Origin of the sequence: Atribacter laminatus (assembly GCF_015775515.1) — a bacterium.
GTDB classification, from domain to species: Bacteria; Atribacterota; Atribacteria; order Atribacterales; family Atribacteraceae; genus Atribacter; species Atribacter laminatus.
The window spans coordinates 2,961,950-2,984,232 of sequence record NZ_CP065383.1 but is presented as its reverse complement, the minus strand read 5'-3'; the positions used below and the strand labels follow the sequence as shown (position 1 = coordinate 2,984,232).

The following is a 22,283-nucleotide window of genomic DNA, read 5'->3' as shown; positions in this document are numbered from 1 at the left end:
CATACTGGGGGAAAGACATTATTTTCCTCCAGTATGCTGTACTCCAGGGTGAAAAATGGATAATGTTAAAACAACACAAGGTTTGTATGTTAAATTAGGAAAGAATTGGGTTATCTTATTTCTGTTCCTTTTGTGTATTATTTTTAGCTTTGCTGGAAAAGGTTTTTTTGCCAATAACACCCTGAACAATGTTTTAATGAGTTCATCTCCTTCGTTACTCTTAGCAGCCGGTGAAACTTTTGTTATCATCACTGGTGGGATTGACCTTTCCATTGGTTTTGTGAAAGGCATGGTATCGGTTATTGCCGCAATTGTTATGCGGAATTTATTTACTATGGGATATTCTCCCTTTTTCAGCATATCATTGGGGATCATTGTGGGTTTATTGATTGGCCTCTTACCCGGATTGCTCAATGGAGTATTGGTCGCCAAATTTCGAGTTCCTCCTTTTATTGCCACCCTCGGAATGTATGGCATAGCCAATGGAATTGCCTTTGGATTATGTGATGGATTTCCCATTATTGATCTTCCCCAACAAGCCGGAAGAATAGGAAATGGTTATATCCTCTATCATTTTTCTGGTCTCGGGTTTTCCTTTTTCAAACCTCCTGAGGGTATTCTTGATTCTCAACTACGGGATTTGGTTCGGATTTTACCCAATTCAATTCTTATTTCTGGTATTATCATTGCCATTTTTGGGTATATTTTAACCAGAACCCAATTTGGCCAACACACTTACGCTATCGGCGGAAATATCGATGCTGCCCGAAGAGCAGGAATCAATGTAGACAGCCACTTGATTAAAATTTATACAATTTCGTCCTTCTTTGGTGCTCTTGCTGGTGTGTTGTCGGTCCTGGTTTATTCCATCGGTTCCCATACTCAATTTTCGGCTAGTTTGGAGCTCTTTGCGGTGGCGGCGGTGGTTATAGGAGGTGCCAGTTTAAAAGGAGGGAAGGGAAGTATCTGGGGTTCTTTCTTAGGAGTGATGGTTCTCGCGGTTCTCGAGATTGGTTTTCTCATGTCTGGAGTTTTTCCTTTCTATCGTTATATAGCTGTAGGAAGTATATTGGTGTTAGCAGTAATTATTGATCAAACATTTCCTGAATTCATTTACGATTAAAGGAGAGAATGCCATGAGTGCTGAAGATATTCGTAAATTATCAGGAAACAAGCGAGAATGGGCGGTATTAATAGGCCGAAGCTGGGTTTACCTTTTTTTAATCGGGGAAATCATCATTTTTAGTCTTTTGGGGACCGGCTTTTTCAGTGCCAAGAATTTTCAGAATATAATGGTTAATTCCATGACCATTCTGCTTTTGGCAGCTGGACAAACCTTTGTTATTATTACTGGTGGAATCGACTTGTCGGTTGGGTTTGTAATGGGATTTGCCTCGGTGGTTTCCGCCAAGATGATGGTGAGCTTTTATGCCATAGGATTTCCACCGGGTCTTGCCATAATATTTGGTGTTTTAATAACCTTACTCATCGGGCTTCTCCCCGGGCTTCTTAATGGTTTTTTAGTAACCAAAATGAAAGTCCCTCCCTTTATCGCTACCTTTGGGATGTATGGTATTGCTTATGGTTTTTCGGAAATCATTAGTTATAATGTTCCGATTACCAACCTTCCTCCAGGGGTAGGAGACTTTGGGAATGGCTATCTTCTCTATTATCTTCCCGGAAAATTTCTGAGCTGGTTCCGGCAGCCAGCCGGTCTGGCTCGAGCTGAGATTCGTGAGTTGGTTCCCCTGGTACCAAATATCTTCATCATCTCGCTATTGATTATTCTGGTTTTTTGGTTTGTTCTCAACCGAACTCAATTTGGACAGCATACCTTCGCTATTGGAGGGAATGTTGATGCCGCCCAGAGAGCCGGAATCAATGTCGATTGGCATTTAATGAAAATCTACATGATTTCATCGTTTTTCGCTTCTCTCGGGGGGATCATGTATGTCCTTCGGTTTGTCAATGGTCGAGCTGATGCTGGTTCCGTCCGGATGCTCGATTCGGTTGCTGCGGTGGTCATTGGTGGTGCCAGCCTTTATGGTGGAACGGGAGGGATGATTGGAACGATTATTGGAACATTCATCATAGGAGTGCTGGAGACGGGAATGGTCAATTTGGGAATACCAACCTTTAATAAATATATTTATGTTGGAGTGATTCTCATCTTTGCGGTACTCATCGATCAATTTTTTCCTGAACTGGTCAGAAAGGGAGATTAAACACTATGGACGATCAAAAGATACCGGTTTTGGAAGTAAAAGATATTGTGAAGCGTTTTGGCGGATTAGTGGCAGTTAACAAGGTTTCCATGGAGGTTGCCCCAGGTGAGGTTGTTGGACTCCTCGGAGATAATGGAGCAGGGAAATCAACTTTAATTAAGGTTGTTTCCGGAGTTTATCATCAGGATGAAGGGCAGGTAATATTTCAAGGGAAAGAAGTAAAAATTGGAAATCCCATGGATGCTATCCGTTTGGGGATTGAGACTATCTATCAAGACTTGGCTTTAGCGGAAAATCTTAATGTTTATTCCAACATTTTTTTAGGACGAGAAAAACTCAAAAAAGCTTTAGGTTTGATTGACGTTTTAGATCATGATTATATGTACCAAGAATCGAAAAAAGTTCTTGATCAATTAGGGATCGAAATCCCGTCACTGAAAAATAAAATTAAAATGCTCTCTGGTGGTCAGCGTCAATCAGTGGCAATTTCACGATCCATTTACTGGAATGCCAAACTTTTGATTATGGATGAACCGACCGCTGCTCTGGGTGTTGCCGAACAGAGGAAGGTGCTTGATTTGGTGAGGACATTAAGTGCCCAGGGAGTAGGGATTATCATCATCAGCCATCAGCTATACGATGTTTTCCAAGTAGCCCATCGATTGGTGGTTTTGCGTCGAGGGGAAAAAGTGGGAGAGTTGATGGTCAAGGAAACCAATCCCGATGAAGTCGTCAGCTTGATGGTCGGCGCCGAACTGGTCCAACATGAATAAAAAACCGTGATCAGTGATCAGTGAGCCGTGAACCGTAAACAGAGAGGAGTAATAATTTCTCCCTCATCCTCACTTTCTCCAATCGATAAAGACTGAGGGGGAGAGGGATTCGATCGGTTTCAAAGTTATCTACCAAAAACCATACCTTTTTCGTCATTGCGAGACCTCGTTTTTTGAGGTCGTGGCAATCTCTTGATGAATTCTTGAAACAAATAGACTATGGAAAAGCAGGCATATATTTATTTCATGAGCAATCGTTACAACAAAGTTTTGTACGTTGGCATCACCAGTAATTTGATGAAAAGAGTCTGGGAACATAAAAATAAAGTCGTTGATGGCTTTACCAAGAGATACAACCTGAATAAATTAGTCTATTACGAAATATATGATGATATTGAAACTGCTATCAATCGAGAAAAACAAATCAAGTCGTGGCCGAGAAAAAAGAAGATAGAACTCATTCATTCTTTGAATCCACATTGGGATGATTTATATGAAAAATTATCCAATTAGAGATTGCCACGTCGCACCAGACGCTCCTCGCAATGACTGAGCAGGAAAAAATTCAAATCCCCCTAACCCCCTTTGCTAAAGGGGGAAACGATTCCTGTATACCTATTTTCATCCTTAACTGGTGCTGCTAGGCAGCATGAAGTTCTATCCTAAAAATAAACCTTAACACATCTCGTTACTACGTGAAGCCACTCCGCAGGAGGAGAATTGTTTACTCGTCATTGCGAGACCTCGTTTTTTGAGGTCGTGGCAATCTCTTGATGAATTCTTGAAACAAATAGACTATGGAAAAGCAGGCATATATTTATTTCATGAGTAATCGTTACAACAAAGTTTTGTACGTTGGCATCACCAGTAATTTGATAAAAAGAGTCTGGGAACATAAAAATAAAGTCGTTGATGGCTTTACCAAGAGATACAACCTGAATAAATTAGTCTATTACGAAATATATGATGATATTGAAACTGCTATCAATCGAGAAAAACAAATCAAGTCGTGGCCGAGAAAAAAGAAAATAGAACTCATTCATTCTTTGAATCCACATTGGGATGATTTATATGAAAAATTATCCAATTAGAGATTGCCACGTCGACTAACCAAAGAACGCTTAGTCTCCTCGCAATGACGAAACAGTAAAAAATCAAATCCCCCTAACCCCCTTTGCTAAAGGGGGAAGACCAGTTTTTTCCTCGCCCCTCAGTGGGAGAGGGAACTTCTAGTCGTCATTGCGAGACCTCGTTTTTTGAGGTCGTGGCAATCTCTTGAGTCATCTTTTAATTATTTAAATAACTTACTAAATGAGATTGCCACGTCGCACCAGACGCTCCTCGCAATGACGGAGCAGATGGATAAGATTCTCGCATTGCATAATATGCTTCTCAGAGTTGATGTAAACAAAATAAATATCTTAAAAAATAAAGGGACGCAATAAGTTTGCGCCCCTTTATTTTAAAGTTACAATTCCTCAAATGGTTTTAATATTTTACGTATTGGTCAATATAATTTATATCTCACCGGTTATTTCAACCGTTTTTGATGCATAGGAACAGTTTCCAGCATAATCACAGACTTCAACCACCACCGAATATGTTCCGGCTTCGGTAAAGGTTCGAGTGAAGACCTGTCCCTCACTACTGAAACCAGAGCCCGAGCTAACGCTGGTACCGCCGCATCCTGAACCTCCTAAACTGCATCCACCACCACCTCCACTCACCATCCATTTATAACTCTTAATCATATAATTGTCAGATGCCTCGGCTATTAAAATCACGGTAGAACCAGCTGGAAATGATAATTCTTCATCATCCTTTGGTAGAATTACTACTGTTGGAGGTATGAAATCCTCTCCCATCTGTAAGACTGGGAAGTTCTGGATCACCGGTTTGGTGATAGCATGGCGGGCATCATCCTCGATAATTGCAGTGAGAGTAAGAGTGATGTTTTTTAGTTCGTAATTTTTCCAGAGGTAATCAATGCCGTCTTGAAACATAAGTGGGATTCCTGTGAAAGCATAGGGGCTATTTCCAGGTGAAGGAATAATAATATCCGAGGTACCAGGATCTGGATAGGGATTATAGGGATTATTGGGAGGAACGTAATAGCTGGTTGAAAAATCTTTAGAAAGTTCAGGAATTAATACACCATCGGAATAATAACGGTATTCCAAGCTGTTGATGGTAAAACCAATTTCGTTGAGAGGATAAACAATGAGATCAAAGGTCATACTGCTTAATAAGCTAAACTCTTCTCCCTCACCCACATCGCTTGAATCATTCATCGAATAATACATTTTTACCTCAGCTTCGGGATCTAATATATTAAATAGACCCTTGCCAAACCAATCACATCCGGAAAAAGTAATCATTATAATGAGAAGGGTAAACAAGATCCCTTCAATTGCTTTCTTTTTTTTCATAAAGTTCCTCCTCCTTAAATAAAGCCCGCATAAGGTTAATTTTAAATTTCGATAATGAGTAATATTTATTAAAAAGCCTAATTAAACTTGGTAATAATAAAACGTTATATTTAAGTCATTAAAAAATATTAGCGCCTTTTTAGCTTTTATAGTTATTCTTATTTTTTCGATCTCTCACCCCATCTTCCCCTTGGTTTTTCATGATAGTAAGAACCTATAATAAAAATTTGTAAGCTTGATAAATCAAGCCTCTATAAAGATTTTTCCGTAGGGACGCAAATTTATTGCGCCCGATCTTCATATAATGTAGCGACATGCCATGGCATGTCGTATCTTTTCTATCACCCTCATCCTAACCTTCTCCCATCAAGGGAGAAGGAACTATAGTGATGTGTGTCATCCTGAGGCTTCGTATTTAGAAGCCGTGAGGATCTCATCTGACACCACCCGCGTCATCCTGAGGGTTCGTCTTTTGAAGCCGTGAGGATCTCATCTGACACCACCCGCGTCATCCTGAGGCTTCGTTTTTTGAAGCCGTAAGGATCTCATCTTTTAATTTTTTTTATTCTTACTAAATAATCTAAGGGTTGAGATTCTCACGTCGTCCGGTAAGAAGTCACCGGACTCCTCAGAATGACAGACTGGGCAAATGAGACTGCCACGTCGCACCAGACGCTCCTTGCAATGACGGAGCAGAAAAAATCAAATCCCCCTTACCCCCTTTTGCTAAAAGGATAAGATCAGTTTTTCCCTCGCACCTCCGTGGGAGAGGGTCAGGGTGAGGGGATAAGCAATGTTATATTTTATTTAAAACATAAAAGTTACTCCGGCATACAACCCTCGAAAATCGAAATCATCAAAAGGTTCTATTGGTGAACCACTGATATTATCCCGATAACCAGCAACAAGATAGGTCTTATCGGCTAATCGATATTTCCCCTCGATACCAAGTGTCCAATTCGAAGCTCGGTTATTCCATTGATATTTCGCTTCTGCTTCAAGGACCCATTCATTTTCTATATAAGATACCCCAAGAGAAGCAAAATAGAGACTTTCATTTTCAGAGAATTGTAAACCTATTGAAAAGAAAGTAAGAAGATTTTCTTCAACTTGGCGAATATCTTTTACATAGGCAACAAAAGCTGATTCTTGAACGTCTCCCCAAAAACCTTTTAGACCAATTCCTAAATTGATGGTTTCGGGAGTATCTTCATCAGTATGAATGGCATACTCTAAGTTCACTTTTCCTAACCAGAGATTTTTATCTGAAGCTTTTAACAACTGTCCATAAAGCCCAAAATTTTCACCTGAAAGAACTTTCACTTCAAGGCCATACCAGAATTGTGGAGTGGTCTGATATTCTGGGATGATAAGAGTTCCGTACCAAGCGCCCAACCCGAACTGGTACTCGGTTGTCGTTTTACGAATAGTCGAGGGACTTACTTTTATATCTCCACTTTTTAATTTAACTACTAGAGGAGATTCTTGAGGGCTCTTTCTTTCGGCTTCCAAAAAGATTACCAGTTGACTCTCCTCATCTAATTTCACTGTTGCAGAGTCTTGATTTTTTTCCAGCAATTTATTTCGAATTTCACTGGTTTTTGTAGTATTAACCCCAGCAATAAAAAGTGGTTCTTTTTCTTTTAACGTAACCGATGAATTGGTATCCCGGCTGATAACAACCGGAAGTGTTTCATTATCGTCTTCGAGGTTTTTAAGCTGAGCTTCTAAATCAACCTTGATCTTTCCCTCGCCAATATATTGTGGAATGACTTTGATTCCAGCTCCTAATTCGATGATTTCAAGATTACTGGTTGTTCCAGCAGTCCCTTCAGTCTCTACTGAATAATAGACATCTTTTCCTGACCAAACACGTCCTTCTTCTCCCTCTAAAACTAAAATTTCCGATTCGCTATGAATAACCGCTTCGCCACTTTCCTGTAAAGCACGCAAAACCGCATCTATTTTTTCCAGTCTTTCAAAACTTCCTCCTATCGAAGCCGTTGAACCGATTAGTAGGTTTTCATCGTCGCCCGCACTGAGGTTTACACCGATATCTTTCAAGGTGTCATTTTTAATTTCGGCAACAATAGTCTTGACTTGAATATGTTCTTTAGGGTGATCTAATTTTTCAATTTCTTTTTTAATTTCTTCTCTTAAGTTTTCTGGTCCGGAAAGGATTACTGAATAAGGTGCATCAAGGATCAAGTTACCAGCATATTGAGGAAGAAGTTTATAGAGTTCTTTACTGTTGATGTAATTTAAAGGATACTTTTCCGGTGAACTGATTTTGATATAGGCCGAACTTCCAACTGGTGGAGTACCGATATAATATACTCCATCTATCAAATACCAGCTGACATCAGTGTTTTTCAGTATGAGATCGAGTGCTTTTTCAAAGGTCACTCCATCTTTCCGTATATTGACTTTCCCTGATAGGTCTTCAAAAAATACAATTTCGACATCAGCTTGAAAAGCGGCAGTGAGTAGGGCTTCTTTAATTGAAATGTCTGGGCAAAAAAGATCAATTTTCGGTTGGTCGGAGGTAGAAATTGCAAATACAGAAATTGGCCATAAGGAGAGCAAGAAATAAATAAGAAGGAGGTGAACGATGAAATATTTTTTGCACCATCTTCTACTCATAATTCCTCTCTTTTCTAAATGATTTTTGGTGTAATCAGAATCACGATGTCTTTATCATCGACGGTTTGTTTTTTATTCCGAAACAAGCCTCCAATGAGTGGGATATCGCCCAAAATTGGGACTTTGGTTTTAGTTGTGACCTCGATAAGTTGCCTTAATCCTCCAATAACAATGGTTTCACCATCTTTAACTCGAACGGTAGTGGAGGCAATACGGCGGCTAATCACCGGTAAATCCTGAATGCCGGCTCCCACCACATTGCTCACTTCGGGAGAAAGAATTAAAGTGATACTCCCATCGGGATGGATTCGAGGGGAAACGGTCATTATAACACCTGCGGAGATAGTTTCCAGGCTGGTGGTAGGGAAAGCGGCCGAACCAGTGGTTATGGCGAAATATTCATCTCGCAATACCCGGATTTCTCCTTGCTCACCATCGAGCACCACCAAACGTGGATTGGAACGAATGCGAGCCTTTCCCTCTTTTTTGAGCAAATTCAAAGTTGCAGTTATTCTCTCTAAACGTTCAAAAATCCCACCGATGCTGGCTAACTCACCAAACTGCAATCCATAGGAACCGGTATTTGCTCCTCCCCACTCAATTCCAATATTTTCCGCTTCTTCCCCGGAGATTTCGGTAACCACGGTATCGAGCATTACTTGTTTTCGTGGTGTATCAGTAATTTCTATAATTTCTTTAATCTTTTCAATGATTTCATCGGGTGCAGTTATGGTGACGAAACCTTTCCCCGATATGGCTTTGACATATTGGGAATAATATTCAGGAAGAATAGAAATAAGTTCTTCGGCAGTTAAATCAGCAAGGTCAACACGAACCGTGCTGGTAATGTTTTTAAAAGCGGGGCTATCCAAAGAACCAGAGCTCACCAAATAATACCCATCCATCTTTTTATAAACAAATCCCCCTGGGGCAAGGACCATTTCCAAGGCTTTTTCCAGAGAAACATCCATGACTTCCAAAGTAATGAAGCCACCAACCGAATCGTCGACCAAGATGGTGACCATTGCCTGGCTAGCGATATCCATTAAGGCTTCGCGAATATCGGTATCATAAAAAACGTTTGAAATAAGGATTGGTTCCTCGAGAATTTCCTCATCAAGCACTTCTTCCTCTGGTTCAGTGAGTTCTTGAGCGAATGAAGAAAGAGGGATGAAGCAGAGGGCAATAATAACTGCCATAAAAACCGCTAAAAACCTATTCGAATTTTTCATAAATTAACCCTCCTTAAATATTTCCTGGACTTATTATAATAAAAATTTATTATAAAAAACATAGTTCTAAAGCATTATTTTTTTTAATTTGTATAGGTAAATCAGATTATTTTTAGCGGTTTCCAACCATGGAGATAAATGACGATGTTAAATCCGGATCAAAAAAGGAGCCCGAAAGCTTTTCAATTTCTTCAATGGCTTCTGAAGAAGACATCGCTTGATGGTATGGTCGGGGAGAAGTCATCGCTTGATAGACATCACACAAGCTTAGGATTCTGGTGAGATAAGGAATATTAACCTTTGAAATCCGGTGAGGGTATCCCTGCCCATCGTAGCGCTCGTGATGGGAAAGAATAATTTCGGAGAGCGGCTTGGCTTCATCCACCGTCCTGGTCATTTTAGAACCAATTTCAGGGTGATAGAATATGCTTCGTCTTTCTTTGGCTGTCAAACTTTCCGGTTTGTTTAGAATTTGAGGGTCGATTCCCACTTTTCCTAAGTCATGAAGGCGAGCAGCTTGGTAAAGAGTAATTATCTCTGATTCTTTTAAACCTAAGTACTGGGAAAATTTCAAGGAAAGCTGAGCAACTTCCTGAGAGTGGTTCCGATCATAGCGGTCACGGGCATCGACAGCTTCGGCTAACATAGATAAAACCTCAAAATTCAAATTGGAAAATTGTCGGTTCGTTGAAGAATGATGATTGAAAAGGTCACGAAAATAGATAATTCTGCCACGTCCCAGTTGTTTGGCAACTAATAGGCTGGCATCGGCAGCGGAGAATAAACCCTCACGGTCAAGGGCGCAATAAGGAAAATCAGCCAATCCAATGCTGATACTTAAAAGGGAGGGGGGAATGTTAACTGATGGATAAATGCTTTTTAAGGAATTTTTTATCCGATGAGCAAAGACTTGGCCGGCGGTTTTATGATCACCGCTTATAAGAACACAGAATTCATCGCCCCCGAATCGGAAGGCGCAATCATCAGTTCTTTTTTCTTTGAGCAAAATTGATGAAAAGATTTGAAGCACGTAATCCCCAGTCAAATGTCCATGTTGGTCATTGATATTTTTAAAATAGTCAAAATCAATAAAGACCAAACTGAAGGAGTTATTGTATCTTAACCCAGAATCAATAAAACGATTGATCTGTTCATCTAAGGTTGAACGGTTAAAAAGCCCGGTGAGAGCATCACAACGTGCTTTTTCCTCGGTTTGCTGAATTCGGTTTTCAAGAGCAGATAATGAGATATCGATTTGAGAGAGCAGAGGTTTTTTAATCAGGGAAAGTGGATCACTTTCAACAATGGTTTCGATTTTTTTCTCAATTATTTCTAAAGGTTTTACGATAAATAAGGTGGTAGAAAGATACAGGATAGTTATGAGCAAGGTATCGAAAAACAAGATTAATAATAGAAGAGAAAGAGATTTATGTCGAAACCGTTCAAATTCCTGGGTTAAGGGGATAGTAAATTTTAGATTCCCTAATGGGGTTTGTTGTTCCGACAAAATGGGTTTGAGAGTTTCCAGATAGATGTCTTGTTTTTTCCAAGGAGAAACGGTAGATGTATAGTATCCATTGTTTCCTTCCTTTACCCAATAGATGCTCATTATATCCTGAGAGTCAATTGGAGCCAAAGTGCTGCTTAGAATTTGGTTTTCAGACTCTTCGATGGTTTGAAGTGATAATCGATTTTGCTGGGTTGGTTCATAAGGTTCATAAGAAAAAATATAAACTAATTGGCCGTCATGAAAAGCTGTATCATCATTGGTTTGATTAGTTAGAGAAAAAGTTTGATACATGATTTGGACTTTTTCTTGAATGATAGCAATGGATTCATTAAAATACCGTTTACTGGTATTCATGAATATAAAGAAGGAAGCTGCGATCATAATCGATGAAACAATAATGACAATTTTTCTTCTCATGTCAAACCTCTATGGAACTTCACGAATTTCATTATTCAATCCTGAAAATCCAGGAATGATTTTTTATAGGTAACTCATATTAAGTAACTAACCAGAATCTCATCCAGGGCTTTCACCCTCATCCTCACCTTCTCCTATCAAGGGAGAAGGAACTCTGAATTCTTTTTGTTCTTTTTTCCCTCGCCCCTCCGTGGGAGAGGGTATGATCCGGACACATAGGTAACAGAAAGTTCCTGACACATAGGTAACACTTTGTATACTACTGGCATAAGGAGGAATGCCTTATGCCATGGACGGAGGTACACAAAGTGGATCTCAGACAAGAATTGATTTATCGTTATCTCAACAAGGAAAAGGTGACAGATTTGTGTCGAGAATATGGAATCTCTCGAAAAACCGCCTATAAGTTTATTCATCGTTTTCAAGCCTTTGGTTTGGATGGACTTAAAGATCAATCCCGACGTCCTCATCACCTGGCGGGTCAAACTGATGCCCTGACCGAGCAAATGATTCTGGATACCAAATTCAAGCATCCCAGTTGGGGAGCTAAAAAGCTCAAGCCCGCCTTGGAAAGACAGTATCCCGATATTGTCTTTCCAGCAATCAGTACCATCAGTGCCATCTTATCTCGCCATGGACTGGTGAGATCACACCCTCGTCGATTGAGAAGAAGTGTGCCAACCAGTCAACTTCGAACCAGCCATGAACCCAATGAGATCTGGTGTGTCGACTTTAAAGGACAATTTCGAACCCAAGATCGGAAATACTGTTATCCTTTAACCATCACCGATCACTATAGCCGGTATCTCCTTGCCTGTGAAGCTCTTTCCTCTCCCAGCATTCAAGAATCCCTTCCGGTCTTCAAAGAGTGCTTTTCCACATATGGTCTTCCCCAGGTGATCCGCAGTGATAACGGGAGTCCCTTTGCTTCTCTTCACTCTCCCTTTGGACTCACTCAACTCTCGGTGTGGTTAGTGAAACTCGGCATCATCTTAGAGCGCATTGATCCGGGACATCCAGAACAAAATAGCCGTCATGAACGGATGCACCGCACCTTAAAAGAAGAGGCCTGTCAAAAACCAGCCACCAATCTTTTCACCCAACAAGACCGCTTTGAAACCTTTAAAACCATCTATAACACCGTACGACCCCATGAAGCAATCAACCAAGAAACCCCAGCTTCCTGGTACCACAAAAGTGACCGGCCCTATCCAAAAACCTTAAGTGATTGTGAATATCCTCATCATACGCTCACTCGTAAAGTCGATTCCTCAGGACGGATTTCTCTTTATGGCAACCGTCTGATCAGAATCAGTAAAGTCTTTGCTGGTGAACTTCTCGGATTCAAAGACTATACTCATTCCTGGTTAGTTAGTTTCTCTACCTATGATATTGGTATAATTGATAAAAAGACCCTTACTTTTGAATCAACGGAGATTCAAGATGATTAAAAAGTGTTACCTATGTCCTTAGACTAAAGTGTAACCTATGTCCCCGTTCGTACAGAGGGTCAGGGTGAGGGGGCAACTTATTTTCATCCTCATCCGGTACTGCAAAGCAGCATGAAGGTCTATCCTGAAAATCCAGGAATGATTTTTTATAGGTAACTCATATTAAGTAACTAACCAGAATCTCATCCAGGGCTTTCACCCTCATCCTCACCTTCTCCCATCAAGGGAGAAGGAACTCTGACTCGTCATTGCGAGGAACGAAGTGACGTGGCAATCTCTCATTCTCAATCTTTATTATTTTCTCTCTTTGTATAAAGGGAAATTAAGAGAGATTCAATTAGTTACTAAAAAAATCAAATCCCCTTACCCACTTTGCTAAAAAGGAGAGACATTTCAGAATAAGCTATCATCATCTTCACCTGATGACACACAATTGGTATGGGTGCCTATCTTAGAAACATAAAAAACCATTCGAAATTTTGGTTCGAAGCTGCTATTGAATTTTTTGAGAGAAGTAATTTCGCATATTATGGGAAAAACACTATCAGTATTTGAGGTATTTTCAACAAATGAAAACTTGACAGGCACGGTGAGGCTTTCACCGATATTCAGAAAAAAGGTATTACCGCGGATAAAATGAACATACTTGACTGTGCTTTCTAAAGTTTGTTCATTCAACAAAAAGGAAATTCGAATTGGCTCGTCGCCGTGGTTGAAAATTTTCATTTCAAATGAATCGATTATGGTTGAAGTATGATAATAGACCGGCGATACTGAAACCGAAATGTGACACCATCCGATGTTGCTAAATAAAAGAAAAAAAATAAAAAAAAAGAAAAATTTTTTCATTTCATTTTTCTTTCTCATTAACTGGAATAAAATAATCGAAATGAATGAGTCCTTCATACTCATCAGGTAAATCTTCTAAAAGTGTTTTAATATAGAATCCCTCGATTACCAGTGAAATTGGCTCGCCAATTTGAAAACTTTGTATTTCTAAAGGTTTTTCCAAAGAAATCATCTCAGTTTTTTTTGTTCCCAGGGAACGAGTAAGGAAAATGCGGCTGTTTGGGATCAAATGGCCATTTTTCCCTTTTAAATCTTCCGCCCAACAAAGAATAGTGAGTTTTTCAACATTGGCTTTTCCATTCAATAAAATACGGTTTTCAGCGGCATAGAGCCCGGGTTGGCCTTGAATGTCAAACTGCAATCCATCTTGAGGTTGGATATCAACATTTAATAAAACTGTTGGATCGATGATAATTGTAACGGGAATTTTATAAGGGAGAGAGATGGGAGGGGATAAAGTATTACTTTGGTAAGCAAATAGAAGCTCGAATTGATATTGACCGGCTGGAATATCCCAATCCGGTTTGAAACGAAGAATAAATTCTCCAATTAAGGACTGAGTGGGAACCGGTTGTAACCCTTCTATCAAAACGACTGGTTTTTCTTGGTTGGTTACTATCTCTTCTTTTCCCGCTGATGAAGCCAATAAAAAGAAATATTTGGATAGATCGATTTTTTTATCAGTTTGGTTCAGAAAAGCATAAACAACCCATTGAGAGTCATTGTTTTCAATATCAATGGAAAATGGAAAATCGTAACTGTTATCCGGCTGACAGTTTTTAAGAATGAATTCTGAAGGGAATGAGGTAAAGAAAGATAACCCTGGTTGTTGGTTATTTGATACTGCTGGAGATTGATAAGCCAAAAGAAAGATGATCAAGATAATAATAAATTTTAAAAAGTTAATAATCATCTTCTGACTCTTATTTAAATTAATAAATTCTTCTATAAACACCACCAAATGGACTGGTTTTTTAAAGTGCATTTAAATCACACCTTTTTTGTCGGTTGAATTGAAAGCGAACGATATGCCTCGATGATGGTACGATTGAGCTGGTCAACCGATTCATCTTTATATAGATAGGCAAAGACACCGACTTTTTTTGCTGCTTTGATAAATTCTGGGTCTTTATAAATAGATAGAACTATAACTCTGACGTCATTTTTCTTATTGAGTATTTCTTTTGCCAACCGGATGCCGTTGATATCGGGTAACACGAGGTCAGTAACTACAACATTGGGATTGGCTTCACCAATTTTTTTGAGAGCTTCTTTTCCATTGTTGGCAGTGCCGACCACCTGTAGCTGTTGATTGGTGGCTATAATATAGGCAAGACCCTCTAAAAAAAAACGATTGTCATCTACTAAAAATACTTTAATGGTTTTATTCGTGGTCGACACCATCAACTACCCCTCTCTTGTTTAATATTCTATTTCATCGCTTTAATACTAGTAACCCCTATCGGTCACAATTCATTGTGACTTTAGTCCTATTCATTGGTTTCAAATCGGGACTTTTCTTTCATGAAAGGGAACATTTTTTTTCATAAATATTCTTTCTGATATTATTTTTCCTATATAGTCAATGGCAAGCAAAATTTCACCCTTATCCACACATCTCTTATTTCTATATTTTGGAGATTTATCTTAATTTTTTTTCCTCGCCCCTGGTGGGAGAGGAAAAAGGTGAGGGGGCAAATCTTTTCATCCTCAATAGGTGCTGTGAAAGCAGCATGAGGGTCTATTTTAGAAAAACCCGCGAACATAATTAATCAAGCCCCTACAAAAAATTATAAAATGTATAAAATGGATGGGCTCAATAAATTGCGCCCGATCTTCATATAATGTAGCGACATGCCATGGCATGTCGAATCATGGGCTTTCACCCTCATCCTGAATTTCTCCCATCAATCCAATCCGTCATTGCGAGACCTCGTTTTTTGAGGTCGTGGCAATCTCATTCCTAAAAGCCGTGAGCAGTGAGTCGTCAGTAGTGAGCAGAGAGAATTAATAATTCCTCCTTCATTCTTACCTTCTCCCATCAAGGGAGAAGGAACTTTGACTCGTCATTGCGAGACCTCGTTTTTTGAGGTCGTGGCAATCTCATGAGTCATCTTTTGTTATTTATAGAATTGAGAAATTGAAAAGGATGGGATTCTCACGTCGTCCGGTAAAAGACACCTAACTCCTTAAAATGAAAGAATGTCTAAATGAGATTGCCACGTCGCCCAACCAAAGAACGGTTGGTCTTCTCGCAATGACGGATATAGGATGATTGAATTCTCACATTGTTGCGCTCCCACTTACCCCATCTCTTCCTCTCTCCTAAGCGTCTTCAGTTAAAATACTCTCATTTATTTTAGCCTTCTTCTATTATAGAAGATGCCTTAAATTATTTTCTATTCTGTAAATATCAACAAATGCATTAGGGGGCGTACCCTTAATTTGTCATCCCTGAGGCTTCATATTCAGAAGCCGTGATGATCTCATCCACTTAATCCGTCATTGCGAGACCTCGTTTTTTGAGGTCGTGGCAATCTCATGATGATATCTTTTATTATTTATAGGATTGAGGAATTGTGGGACAGTGGATCTGGATTGTCAAAAAATTTCTTACTTTGACTAAAGTTAGAGACTTTCTCCATGGATTTCTCTCCATTAAAGTTCATCAATTTTTAATTTTTTTCGACTCACGTCTCACTTCTCACGACTTACTGATTCTAATAAATGAGATTGCCACGTTGCCCAACCAAAGAACGGTTGGTCTTCTCGCAATGACGGATTAAATTAATGGCAATCTCACATCGTCCGGTAAAAAACACCGGATTCCTCAGAATGACCAAAAAATTTGCCCCCTCGGCGTCTTCCACCAAAGCCCTCTCATACATTTTAACTTTCTTATATTATAGAAGACACCTTAAATATTTTTCATATAAAAACTATTCACTAAACCTTTTCACTTTTTTTATCCCTTTATTATTTATGTTATAATTCAATTGAAAAGGTTGGGGGATAATGTGTTAACCAATGCCATTCATAAAAAAACAATAGAATTTGATTTAATGGATGATCTACTTCAATCTGCGCTATCGCTTTTTCAATGCCAAACAGGAACTATTGCGGTTTTGGATACGAGTCTTAATTTACTTCGAATTGTTGCTGCCACTGGAATATCAGAACGTTGGAACGATTCCCCATTTATAGACCCAAAGGTAGGCGTATCAGGTTATGTGCTTGAGAACCGCCAGATGGTGATTATCGATGAGAAACATGACCCCCCCTTTGATTTAAAATACCAGAGATTTCGAGATACCTGTTCAATTTGCGCACCGTTGATAGATAATAAAAAATCTGTTATTGGAACCATAAGCCTCAACAAACAAACCGGATTTTTCCAAGAAGAGAGCATCCCCTATCTTCAACTAATGACCAAAGAAATTGCCATTATTTTAGAAGAAATCCGACTTAAAAATGAGCGAGAAGCCACCATCCAAATGCTAAATATGGTTTCTTCAATTTTTCAGGGAATTCACTGTACGACCAATTATGAAGGAGCATCTGAAGCAATTCTTCAAGCAGCTGTTACAGTCACTCGAGCCAAAAAGGGCATGATAATCCGTCCTATGCTTTATACGATAAACATTTCAGCTACCTACCAATGGGAAGAGGCAGCTGAGTTTGTCCGTAAAAACCAGAAATATCTCTTAAAGATTTTACGACAAACTCCCATATCGAAAAATCAGTTTTTTATTGATTATGATAATCTTGCTAAACTTTATTTTGGGAAACATTTTAATCTTGATTCCAATCAGGATTTTCCGATATTCATTTGTCCCATTCAGCCCGAAGGAAAGCCTTGGGGATTTTTGATATTAGTTTTAGAGGAAAAACTTCATCACATATCTTCTTTGGCTTTAGAAATAGTCTTAAAACTGGCCGAAACCACCTATCAGAATATTCATCTTCTGCAGCATAACCAACATCTTACTGTTCAACAAGAGCGACTCCACCTAGCCCGAGAGCTCCACGACGGACTTACCCAAAGCTTAATTGCCCTTCGTATGCAATTAGAATATTTTTTGTCTCTTGAAAAAACCCAAGACCAACAATTTCTCGACCGAATGCACGATACCCTGGATGAGTGTGTAAAAGATTCAAGAGCTATTCTTTCTCGGCTGCGTCGGGGGACAAAGAATGAAAAATCCATTCGAGAATTAATTGAAAATAAAATAAAAAAACTTTCCTGGGATACCAATCAGCAAATCGATTTTAGATATAATTTATGTGAAAAAAACCTATCGAATAACCAGAAAAGATTTCTGATTAAATTAATTCATGAAAGTATAATAAATGCTTGTAAACATTCGTCTGCTAAAAAGATTCAGGTAAAAGTTGGTCACTTTCGAAGAGGAGTGTATTTTATTGTTCGTGATAACGGAAAAGGATTTTTATTGGAAAAAGCTTTGAATAAGAAAAATTCCTTTGGTCTTAAAGATTTGTATGAACGAGTCAAGTTAATCGGAGGAGCGCTCCGTATTCAATCAGCAGTTGGCAAAGGAACCATAGTAAAGGCGGTGTTTCCGATTCATGGATAATAAGGATATTTTTGAACATCCCGAGAATGTCAAGTTAGCGATTGTCGATGATCACCAACTTTTTGCCGATGGTTTAAAAAACCTTTTAGAACTGAAAGGTGGTTTTCGTAATTGCCTGGTTTATAATAACTCCAACGATGCAATGCAAAAAATCCCCCAGGAAAAACCCCATCTTTCCATCATCGATATCAATCTTCCCGATTATGATGGAGTTGAGCTCACCAAAAAGCTGCTCTCCAAAGAGCCTTCATTAAAAATCATCATGCTCACCATTGACGATACCCGGGAAACCGTCTTCCGGGCCATCACCTCCGGTGCTTGTGGCTATCTTCTCAAAAATGCCCCCTTCATGAGCATCCTCCGAGACATCAATGCCGCCCTCCAAGGAGATATTGTCATTGGCATGGAAGTTGCCCCTCTTATCATGAATGAATTAAAAACACTTTATACCAAAGGGAAAAAAACCACCTCTTCCCAACTCAAAGTCCTCAGCAACCGCGAATTGGAAGTCCTCAAAGAAGTCGCCCAGGGCAAAAATAACAATACCATTGCCGAGGCCCTTTTTATCAGTGAGAAAACTGTCAAAAACCACATCACCAACATCCTCGGAAAGCTCGAAATTGAAGATCGTATGAAACTGATTGTTTTTGCAATCAAGGAAGGGTTTTTAGAAGAGTAAGTAGAATTTCATTCCCCATGTCATCCTCTAAGGCCACATAAGTAATTTTTTAAAATATTAGAAAATTAGTTTATTTTTATAGACGGAATAATACCAAAAAAATATCAGAAATTTGATAATCATATTTCTGATAGTAATTTATCTAAATTGGTTGAATTCGAAAAGATTATAAGTCTACCCGCAAAGTGACTAGTTTTTTTCTGCTTTTTTCCAAGGCTTGTTAATAATTGTCCTATTATTTCATCGATTAGCTTGGGACTTTTAGCTATCTTCTACATTCAAAATTTTGTGACCGTATTTATTTTTATTAGTCATTTTGGATGATTTATTTTTCCTTTAATAACATGATAATAAGGTCACAATTTGGAAAAGCAAAAGGAGGAGAGTGGAAGACAAAGCTTTAATTCAGTAAAAGTAAAGTAGCAGTTTTTAAAAAGTAACATTTGGTGTTTGTGGTATCTAAGTATTAGGTTTACAAAAATTAACAAAATTAAGTATAAGGGGGTAATTATAATGAAGAAAGTTTTAATGTTATTGTTAGTTAGTGTGATTGTTGCGAGCTTTGGAGTAGCTTATGCATGTGATTGGTGTGATCCGGAATGGACAGTTGGTGATGGAGAATTATTTTATGAATTAACATTATCGGGAGGATACGAAAAAAACTGTACTCATATTGATTGTGCTGAAATTAGAGTTGCAGCTGCAGTTGATCAATGGGCTTATATGAAATTAAAGAATACAGATGTATTTTTCAAAATTAATAAACCAGGTCCTGTAGGTCCAGAACTTGTTATCGAAGGTTGCGTAGTTTCTAATGGACAATTAGCTATCGATGTTAAAGGATTTGATGGTCTAAGATTGAGAGAAAATGGTGTAGAAATAGATATGATGGGTTGTTGGTACAGCTGGGACAATGTAAATTTTGTCCCAGGTTTTCAGTTTAATGACACGGCTCCAGTTATTACTCTAGAATATGGGTTAGGTTTATTCAATATTTATATGAAGTTTGATGTTGAGAATGATCAAACACCAGGTTTATATTTCGATCCGGAAGATGGAGTATCCCAAGGTATAGTGCATGCCAAAAATGAAATATGTTTTACCTATACTGATTGTAATATTAATTTGAATAATCCATGGATATAAGTGAATAGATGATGTACAACCTGGATAGAGTGAAATAAGATTGGAAATTTAAAACCGATTTGTGATTAAGATCAACAATACCCACATCAAAAAAGATGTGGGTATTGTTTTTAAAACTATTGTTTCGTTTTAGGTATTGAAATAGTAGAAAATCCAAGGAACATTAGGTAAGAATAAAAAACTTCTCTTAATATCTTTTAAAATCTAAAATGAAGTTTGATTTAAGAAAATCATTTTAGAAGTATTATTTAAATACCAAACCTTTTTTTAATTTTTTTTTTAAAAAGTTCCTAAAAATAAACCTTTTAAGAGAGGCATAATGCCTTGAGTAGCTATAGAAAAAAACATAAATATATCAAGTAGTTTTAAGAATATTTCTAAATTGCAAATATGGGGGGGTATTTTGGATTAACAATACCTTCATGTTAAAAGCGGTTTGTTTTTTGTATCTATTTAGTAGAAAAAATTTTTATTTTTTTTGTAATAACAATTCAATTTGGATAAAGCGTAATGATACAATAATAAATACGTTTAAGAGGGAAATGTGATGTTTATGTGAATACTTTTATAAAAACTTTTAAATAAATTGGTTATTATTATTAGAAAGGTTGTGTGAAATAATGTTATTTCAAATAATAAAAAAATCACTATTTTTTATTAATATTATGTGTCTTTTTTTGTTGTTTTTTTCTAATATAGGTTATGCACAAATAGAGGTTACTCTTAGTCCATTAAAGTTAGAATTCAACCTAAATCCTGGTTCTAAAAAGGATTTTGCAATAAGTGTAATCAACGAAATGGATAAAGAAATTATTTTGCAACCCAACCCAATTGATGTTTATCAAAAAGAAAGTAATGGTCAGTTCTTACCCAATATAGATAATACTATGAAAATCATTAATTCATGTACTCAATGGATTAGAATGGAAACAACAAAAATAGTCATTCCACCTAAAAAGAGATACTCTTTTGGGGGAACAATAGTAGTTCCAAGGGGAATAGCACCCGGAACATATTCGACAATTGTTCTTTTTAAACCAGAACTTGAAGAAACTACTAATAAAAATGAGGATACTACTAAAACTTCAGGAGAGTTTTCTGTAGATGTTTATTGGGGTACAGTTATACTTTTACAAGTCAATCCAAGGGGAGTTAGGGATGTTAAAAGAAATAAATTTGTTGAAATAGAAAAATTTGAAGTTAATCAGGTCAATGATGGAATTAGTTTTTCAGCAAAATTGGTAAATATGGGAAAAAATTATGTTACTGCAGAGGGGAAAATAGCAATTTTACAAGAAGGGCAAGAAGTAAATTTTAAACCCTTCGGTAGGGGAACGATTTTACCTGGTCAAAAGTTAAATTTTAAATCCACTTTTACACCACCTTTTATCCCAGGAGATTATAAAGCAATTGCATCCTTTAACTATGGAGGAATCCGAGATGCTACAGTAACAGCTACTTTCAAATTGTCTAAGGATCAACTAATTTCCAGCATTGCTGAAGAAATTAAAATTACTGAAACTATCGAAGATTTTATAAACCTGATACCTAGTGATGATACGATTGAAGCAAAAATTTTTCCTGGAAACACAAGAACATTTAATGTTCAAATCATCAATGGTTCTTCAAAAGATATCGTTTTAAAAAGTTGGTCAGAGAATGTATCCGATATTATATCTACAAAATTTTCTGAGAATGTAAATATAAGTCCTGAAAATGCAGAAATTAAGCCTAGCGGAAGAAATAATTTTAAGATTACTGTTATATCACCAAAAAATATTGAAGATGGAAATAAATATATAAGAATCAACTTCACTCCCATAAAATTTGGTGAAAAAACTCTTGAGGATGAAAAGCAAAAAATGTCATCTACAACTGTTTTTCTTATTCTCGAAAATGTTAAAGGCAATAAAATAGAAAAAATAAAAATTAAAAATATGGATATACAGGTAATTGAAAAAGAGAAGGGGTTTTATTTTCCAAGATATATTTTTACTTATGAGAACCAAGGAAACGTTCATATTGACCCAGTAGTGTATTTAAATCTCTTAGAATTACCACTTGAGGATAAAAATCAAGAAAAAACTGCTGAATTAATAACTGATAATATAGAGTCAACAAATCTTGTTTCTTCGGAATCAAGTGGCATAATTTTACCAGGGATGGAAGGACAGATATACGTAGATTCAACCCAACCTATAGAGAAAGGAAACATAAAAAAGTATTTTATGAAGTTATTTTTTAAAAATAATGACAAAGAAATATATAATGATGATGTTACTTTTACTATAAAGTTCTAATAATAAAAGGACTTATAGTTTTTAGATCTTGATT

Annotated in this window: 19 protein-coding genes; 10 read left to right on the top strand and 9 right to left on the bottom strand. The window is 37.6% G+C overall.

From position 1 onward, the window contains the following. Window positions 1-55 precede the first annotated feature (55 nt). From RT761_RS13505 to RT761_RS13495, 3 genes are read left to right on the top strand one after another with little or no spacing between them, the layout of a single operon-like run. A complete protein-coding gene (locus tag RT761_RS13505) occupies window positions 56-1,123 on the top strand; it encodes an ABC transporter permease (RefSeq protein WP_218111943.1) in 1,068 nt (355 codons plus the stop codon). A gap of 13 nt (window positions 1,124-1,136) precedes the next feature. After that, window positions 1,137-2,225, top strand: coding sequence for an ABC transporter permease (locus RT761_RS13500; RefSeq protein WP_218111942.1), 1,089 nt, complete (start codon window positions 1,137-1,139; stop codon window positions 2,223-2,225). Window positions 2,226-2,230: 5 nt separating this feature from the next. Next, window positions 2,231-2,998, top strand: coding sequence for an ATP-binding cassette domain-containing protein (locus RT761_RS13495; RefSeq protein WP_218111941.1), 768 nt, complete (start codon window positions 2,231-2,233; stop codon window positions 2,996-2,998). A gap of 10 nt (window positions 2,999-3,008) precedes the next feature. Here RT761_RS13495 and RT761_RS13490 read toward each other — a convergent pair whose 3' ends face one another. Next, the gene (locus tag RT761_RS13490) at window positions 3,009-3,155 is read right to left on the bottom strand and encodes a hypothetical protein (protein WP_218111940.1); all 147 of its coding nucleotides are present in this window, start codon (window positions 3,153-3,155) and stop codon (window positions 3,009-3,011) included. Window positions 3,156-3,217: 62 nt separating this feature from the next. Here RT761_RS13490 and RT761_RS13485 point away from each other — a divergent pair, with 62 nt between their 5' ends. Together RT761_RS13485 and RT761_RS13480 are read left to right on the top strand one after the other, a co-directional pair. Beyond that, window positions 3,218-3,511, top strand: a complete 294-nt coding sequence (locus tag RT761_RS13485) for a GIY-YIG nuclease family protein (RefSeq protein WP_281388000.1) — start codon at window positions 3,218-3,220, stop codon at window positions 3,509-3,511. A gap of 284 nt (window positions 3,512-3,795) precedes the next feature. Then, the gene (locus RT761_RS13480; RefSeq protein WP_281387999.1) at window positions 3,796-4,089 is read left to right on the top strand and encodes a GIY-YIG nuclease family protein; all 294 of its coding nucleotides are present in this window, start codon (window positions 3,796-3,798) and stop codon (window positions 4,087-4,089) included. 426 nt (window positions 4,090-4,515) lie between these two features. On the opposite strand, the gene RT761_RS13475 is transcribed toward RT761_RS13480, so the two are convergent. The 4 genes from RT761_RS13475 to RT761_RS13460 all read right to left on the bottom strand — a co-directional run bounded on the left by RT761_RS13475 (window position 4,516) and on the right by RT761_RS13460 (window position 11,229). After that, window positions 4,516-5,427: a PKD domain-containing protein gene (locus tag RT761_RS13475; protein WP_218111937.1), complete on the bottom strand. Its 912-nt coding sequence runs from the start codon at window positions 5,425-5,427 to the stop codon at window positions 4,516-4,518. Between the two features lie 807 nt (window positions 5,428-6,234). Continuing rightward, the gene (locus tag RT761_RS13470) at window positions 6,235-8,070 is read right to left on the bottom strand and encodes a hypothetical protein (RefSeq protein WP_218111936.1); all 1,836 of its coding nucleotides are present in this window, start codon (window positions 8,068-8,070) and stop codon (window positions 6,235-6,237) included. A 14-nt stretch (window positions 8,071-8,084) separates the two neighbouring features. Continuing rightward, entirely contained in the window at window positions 8,085-9,302 is a 1,218-nt protein-coding gene (locus RT761_RS13465) for a type II secretion system protein GspD (RefSeq protein WP_218111935.1), read from the bottom strand. 112 nt (window positions 9,303-9,414) lie between these two features. After that, complete coding sequence (locus RT761_RS13460; RefSeq protein ID WP_218111934.1) at window positions 9,415-11,229, bottom strand: diguanylate cyclase; 1,815 nt, start codon at window positions 11,227-11,229, stop codon at window positions 9,415-9,417. 284 nt (window positions 11,230-11,513) lie between these two features. On the opposite strand from RT761_RS13460, the gene RT761_RS13455 reads away from it, so the two are divergent. Next, window positions 11,514-12,680 (top strand): IS481 family transposase, encoded by a 1,167-nt coding sequence (locus RT761_RS13455; protein ID WP_218110800.1) that lies wholly within the window; start codon window positions 11,514-11,516, stop codon window positions 12,678-12,680. 393 nt (window positions 12,681-13,073) lie between these two features. On the opposite strand, the gene RT761_RS13450 is transcribed toward RT761_RS13455, so the two are convergent. The 4 genes from RT761_RS13450 to RT761_RS13435 all read right to left on the bottom strand — a co-directional run bounded on the left by RT761_RS13450 (window position 13,074) and on the right by RT761_RS13435 (window position 16,399). Then, window positions 13,074-13,529 (bottom strand): hypothetical protein, encoded by a 456-nt coding sequence (locus RT761_RS13450; RefSeq protein WP_218111933.1) that lies wholly within the window; start codon window positions 13,527-13,529, stop codon window positions 13,074-13,076. A 1-nt stretch (window position 13,530) separates the two neighbouring features. Then, entirely contained in the window at window positions 13,531-14,514 is a 984-nt protein-coding gene (locus RT761_RS13445) for a hypothetical protein (RefSeq protein ID WP_218111932.1), read from the bottom strand. A 5-nt stretch (window positions 14,515-14,519) separates the two neighbouring features. Continuing rightward, entirely contained in the window at window positions 14,520-14,933 is a 414-nt protein-coding gene (locus RT761_RS13440) for a response regulator (RefSeq protein WP_218111931.1), read from the bottom strand. 1,316 nt (window positions 14,934-16,249) lie between these two features. Continuing rightward, a complete protein-coding gene (locus RT761_RS13435) occupies window positions 16,250-16,399 on the bottom strand; it encodes a hypothetical protein (protein ID WP_218111930.1) in 150 nt (49 codons plus the stop codon). A gap of 147 nt (window positions 16,400-16,546) precedes the next feature. On the opposite strand from RT761_RS13435, the gene RT761_RS13430 reads away from it, so the two are divergent. The 4 genes from RT761_RS13430 to RT761_RS13415 all read left to right on the top strand — a co-directional run bounded on the left by RT761_RS13430 (window position 16,547) and on the right by RT761_RS13415 (window position 22,249). Beyond that, entirely contained in the window at window positions 16,547-18,124 is a 1,578-nt protein-coding gene (locus RT761_RS13430; protein ID WP_218111929.1) for a GAF domain-containing sensor histidine kinase, read from the top strand. Beyond that, window positions 18,117-18,803 (top strand): response regulator, encoded by a 687-nt coding sequence (locus tag RT761_RS13425; protein ID WP_218111928.1) that lies wholly within the window; start codon window positions 18,117-18,119, stop codon window positions 18,801-18,803. Before RT761_RS13430 ends, RT761_RS13425 begins: the two co-directional genes overlap by 8 nt. Before the next feature lie 513 nt (window positions 18,804-19,316). Continuing rightward, complete coding sequence (locus RT761_RS13420; RefSeq protein WP_218111927.1) at window positions 19,317-19,949, top strand: hypothetical protein; 633 nt, start codon at window positions 19,317-19,319, stop codon at window positions 19,947-19,949. 620 nt (window positions 19,950-20,569) lie between these two features. After that, complete coding sequence (locus tag RT761_RS13415) at window positions 20,570-22,249, top strand: COG1470 family protein (protein ID WP_218111926.1); 1,680 nt, start codon at window positions 20,570-20,572, stop codon at window positions 22,247-22,249. Window positions 22,250-22,283: the final 34 nt, after the last annotated feature.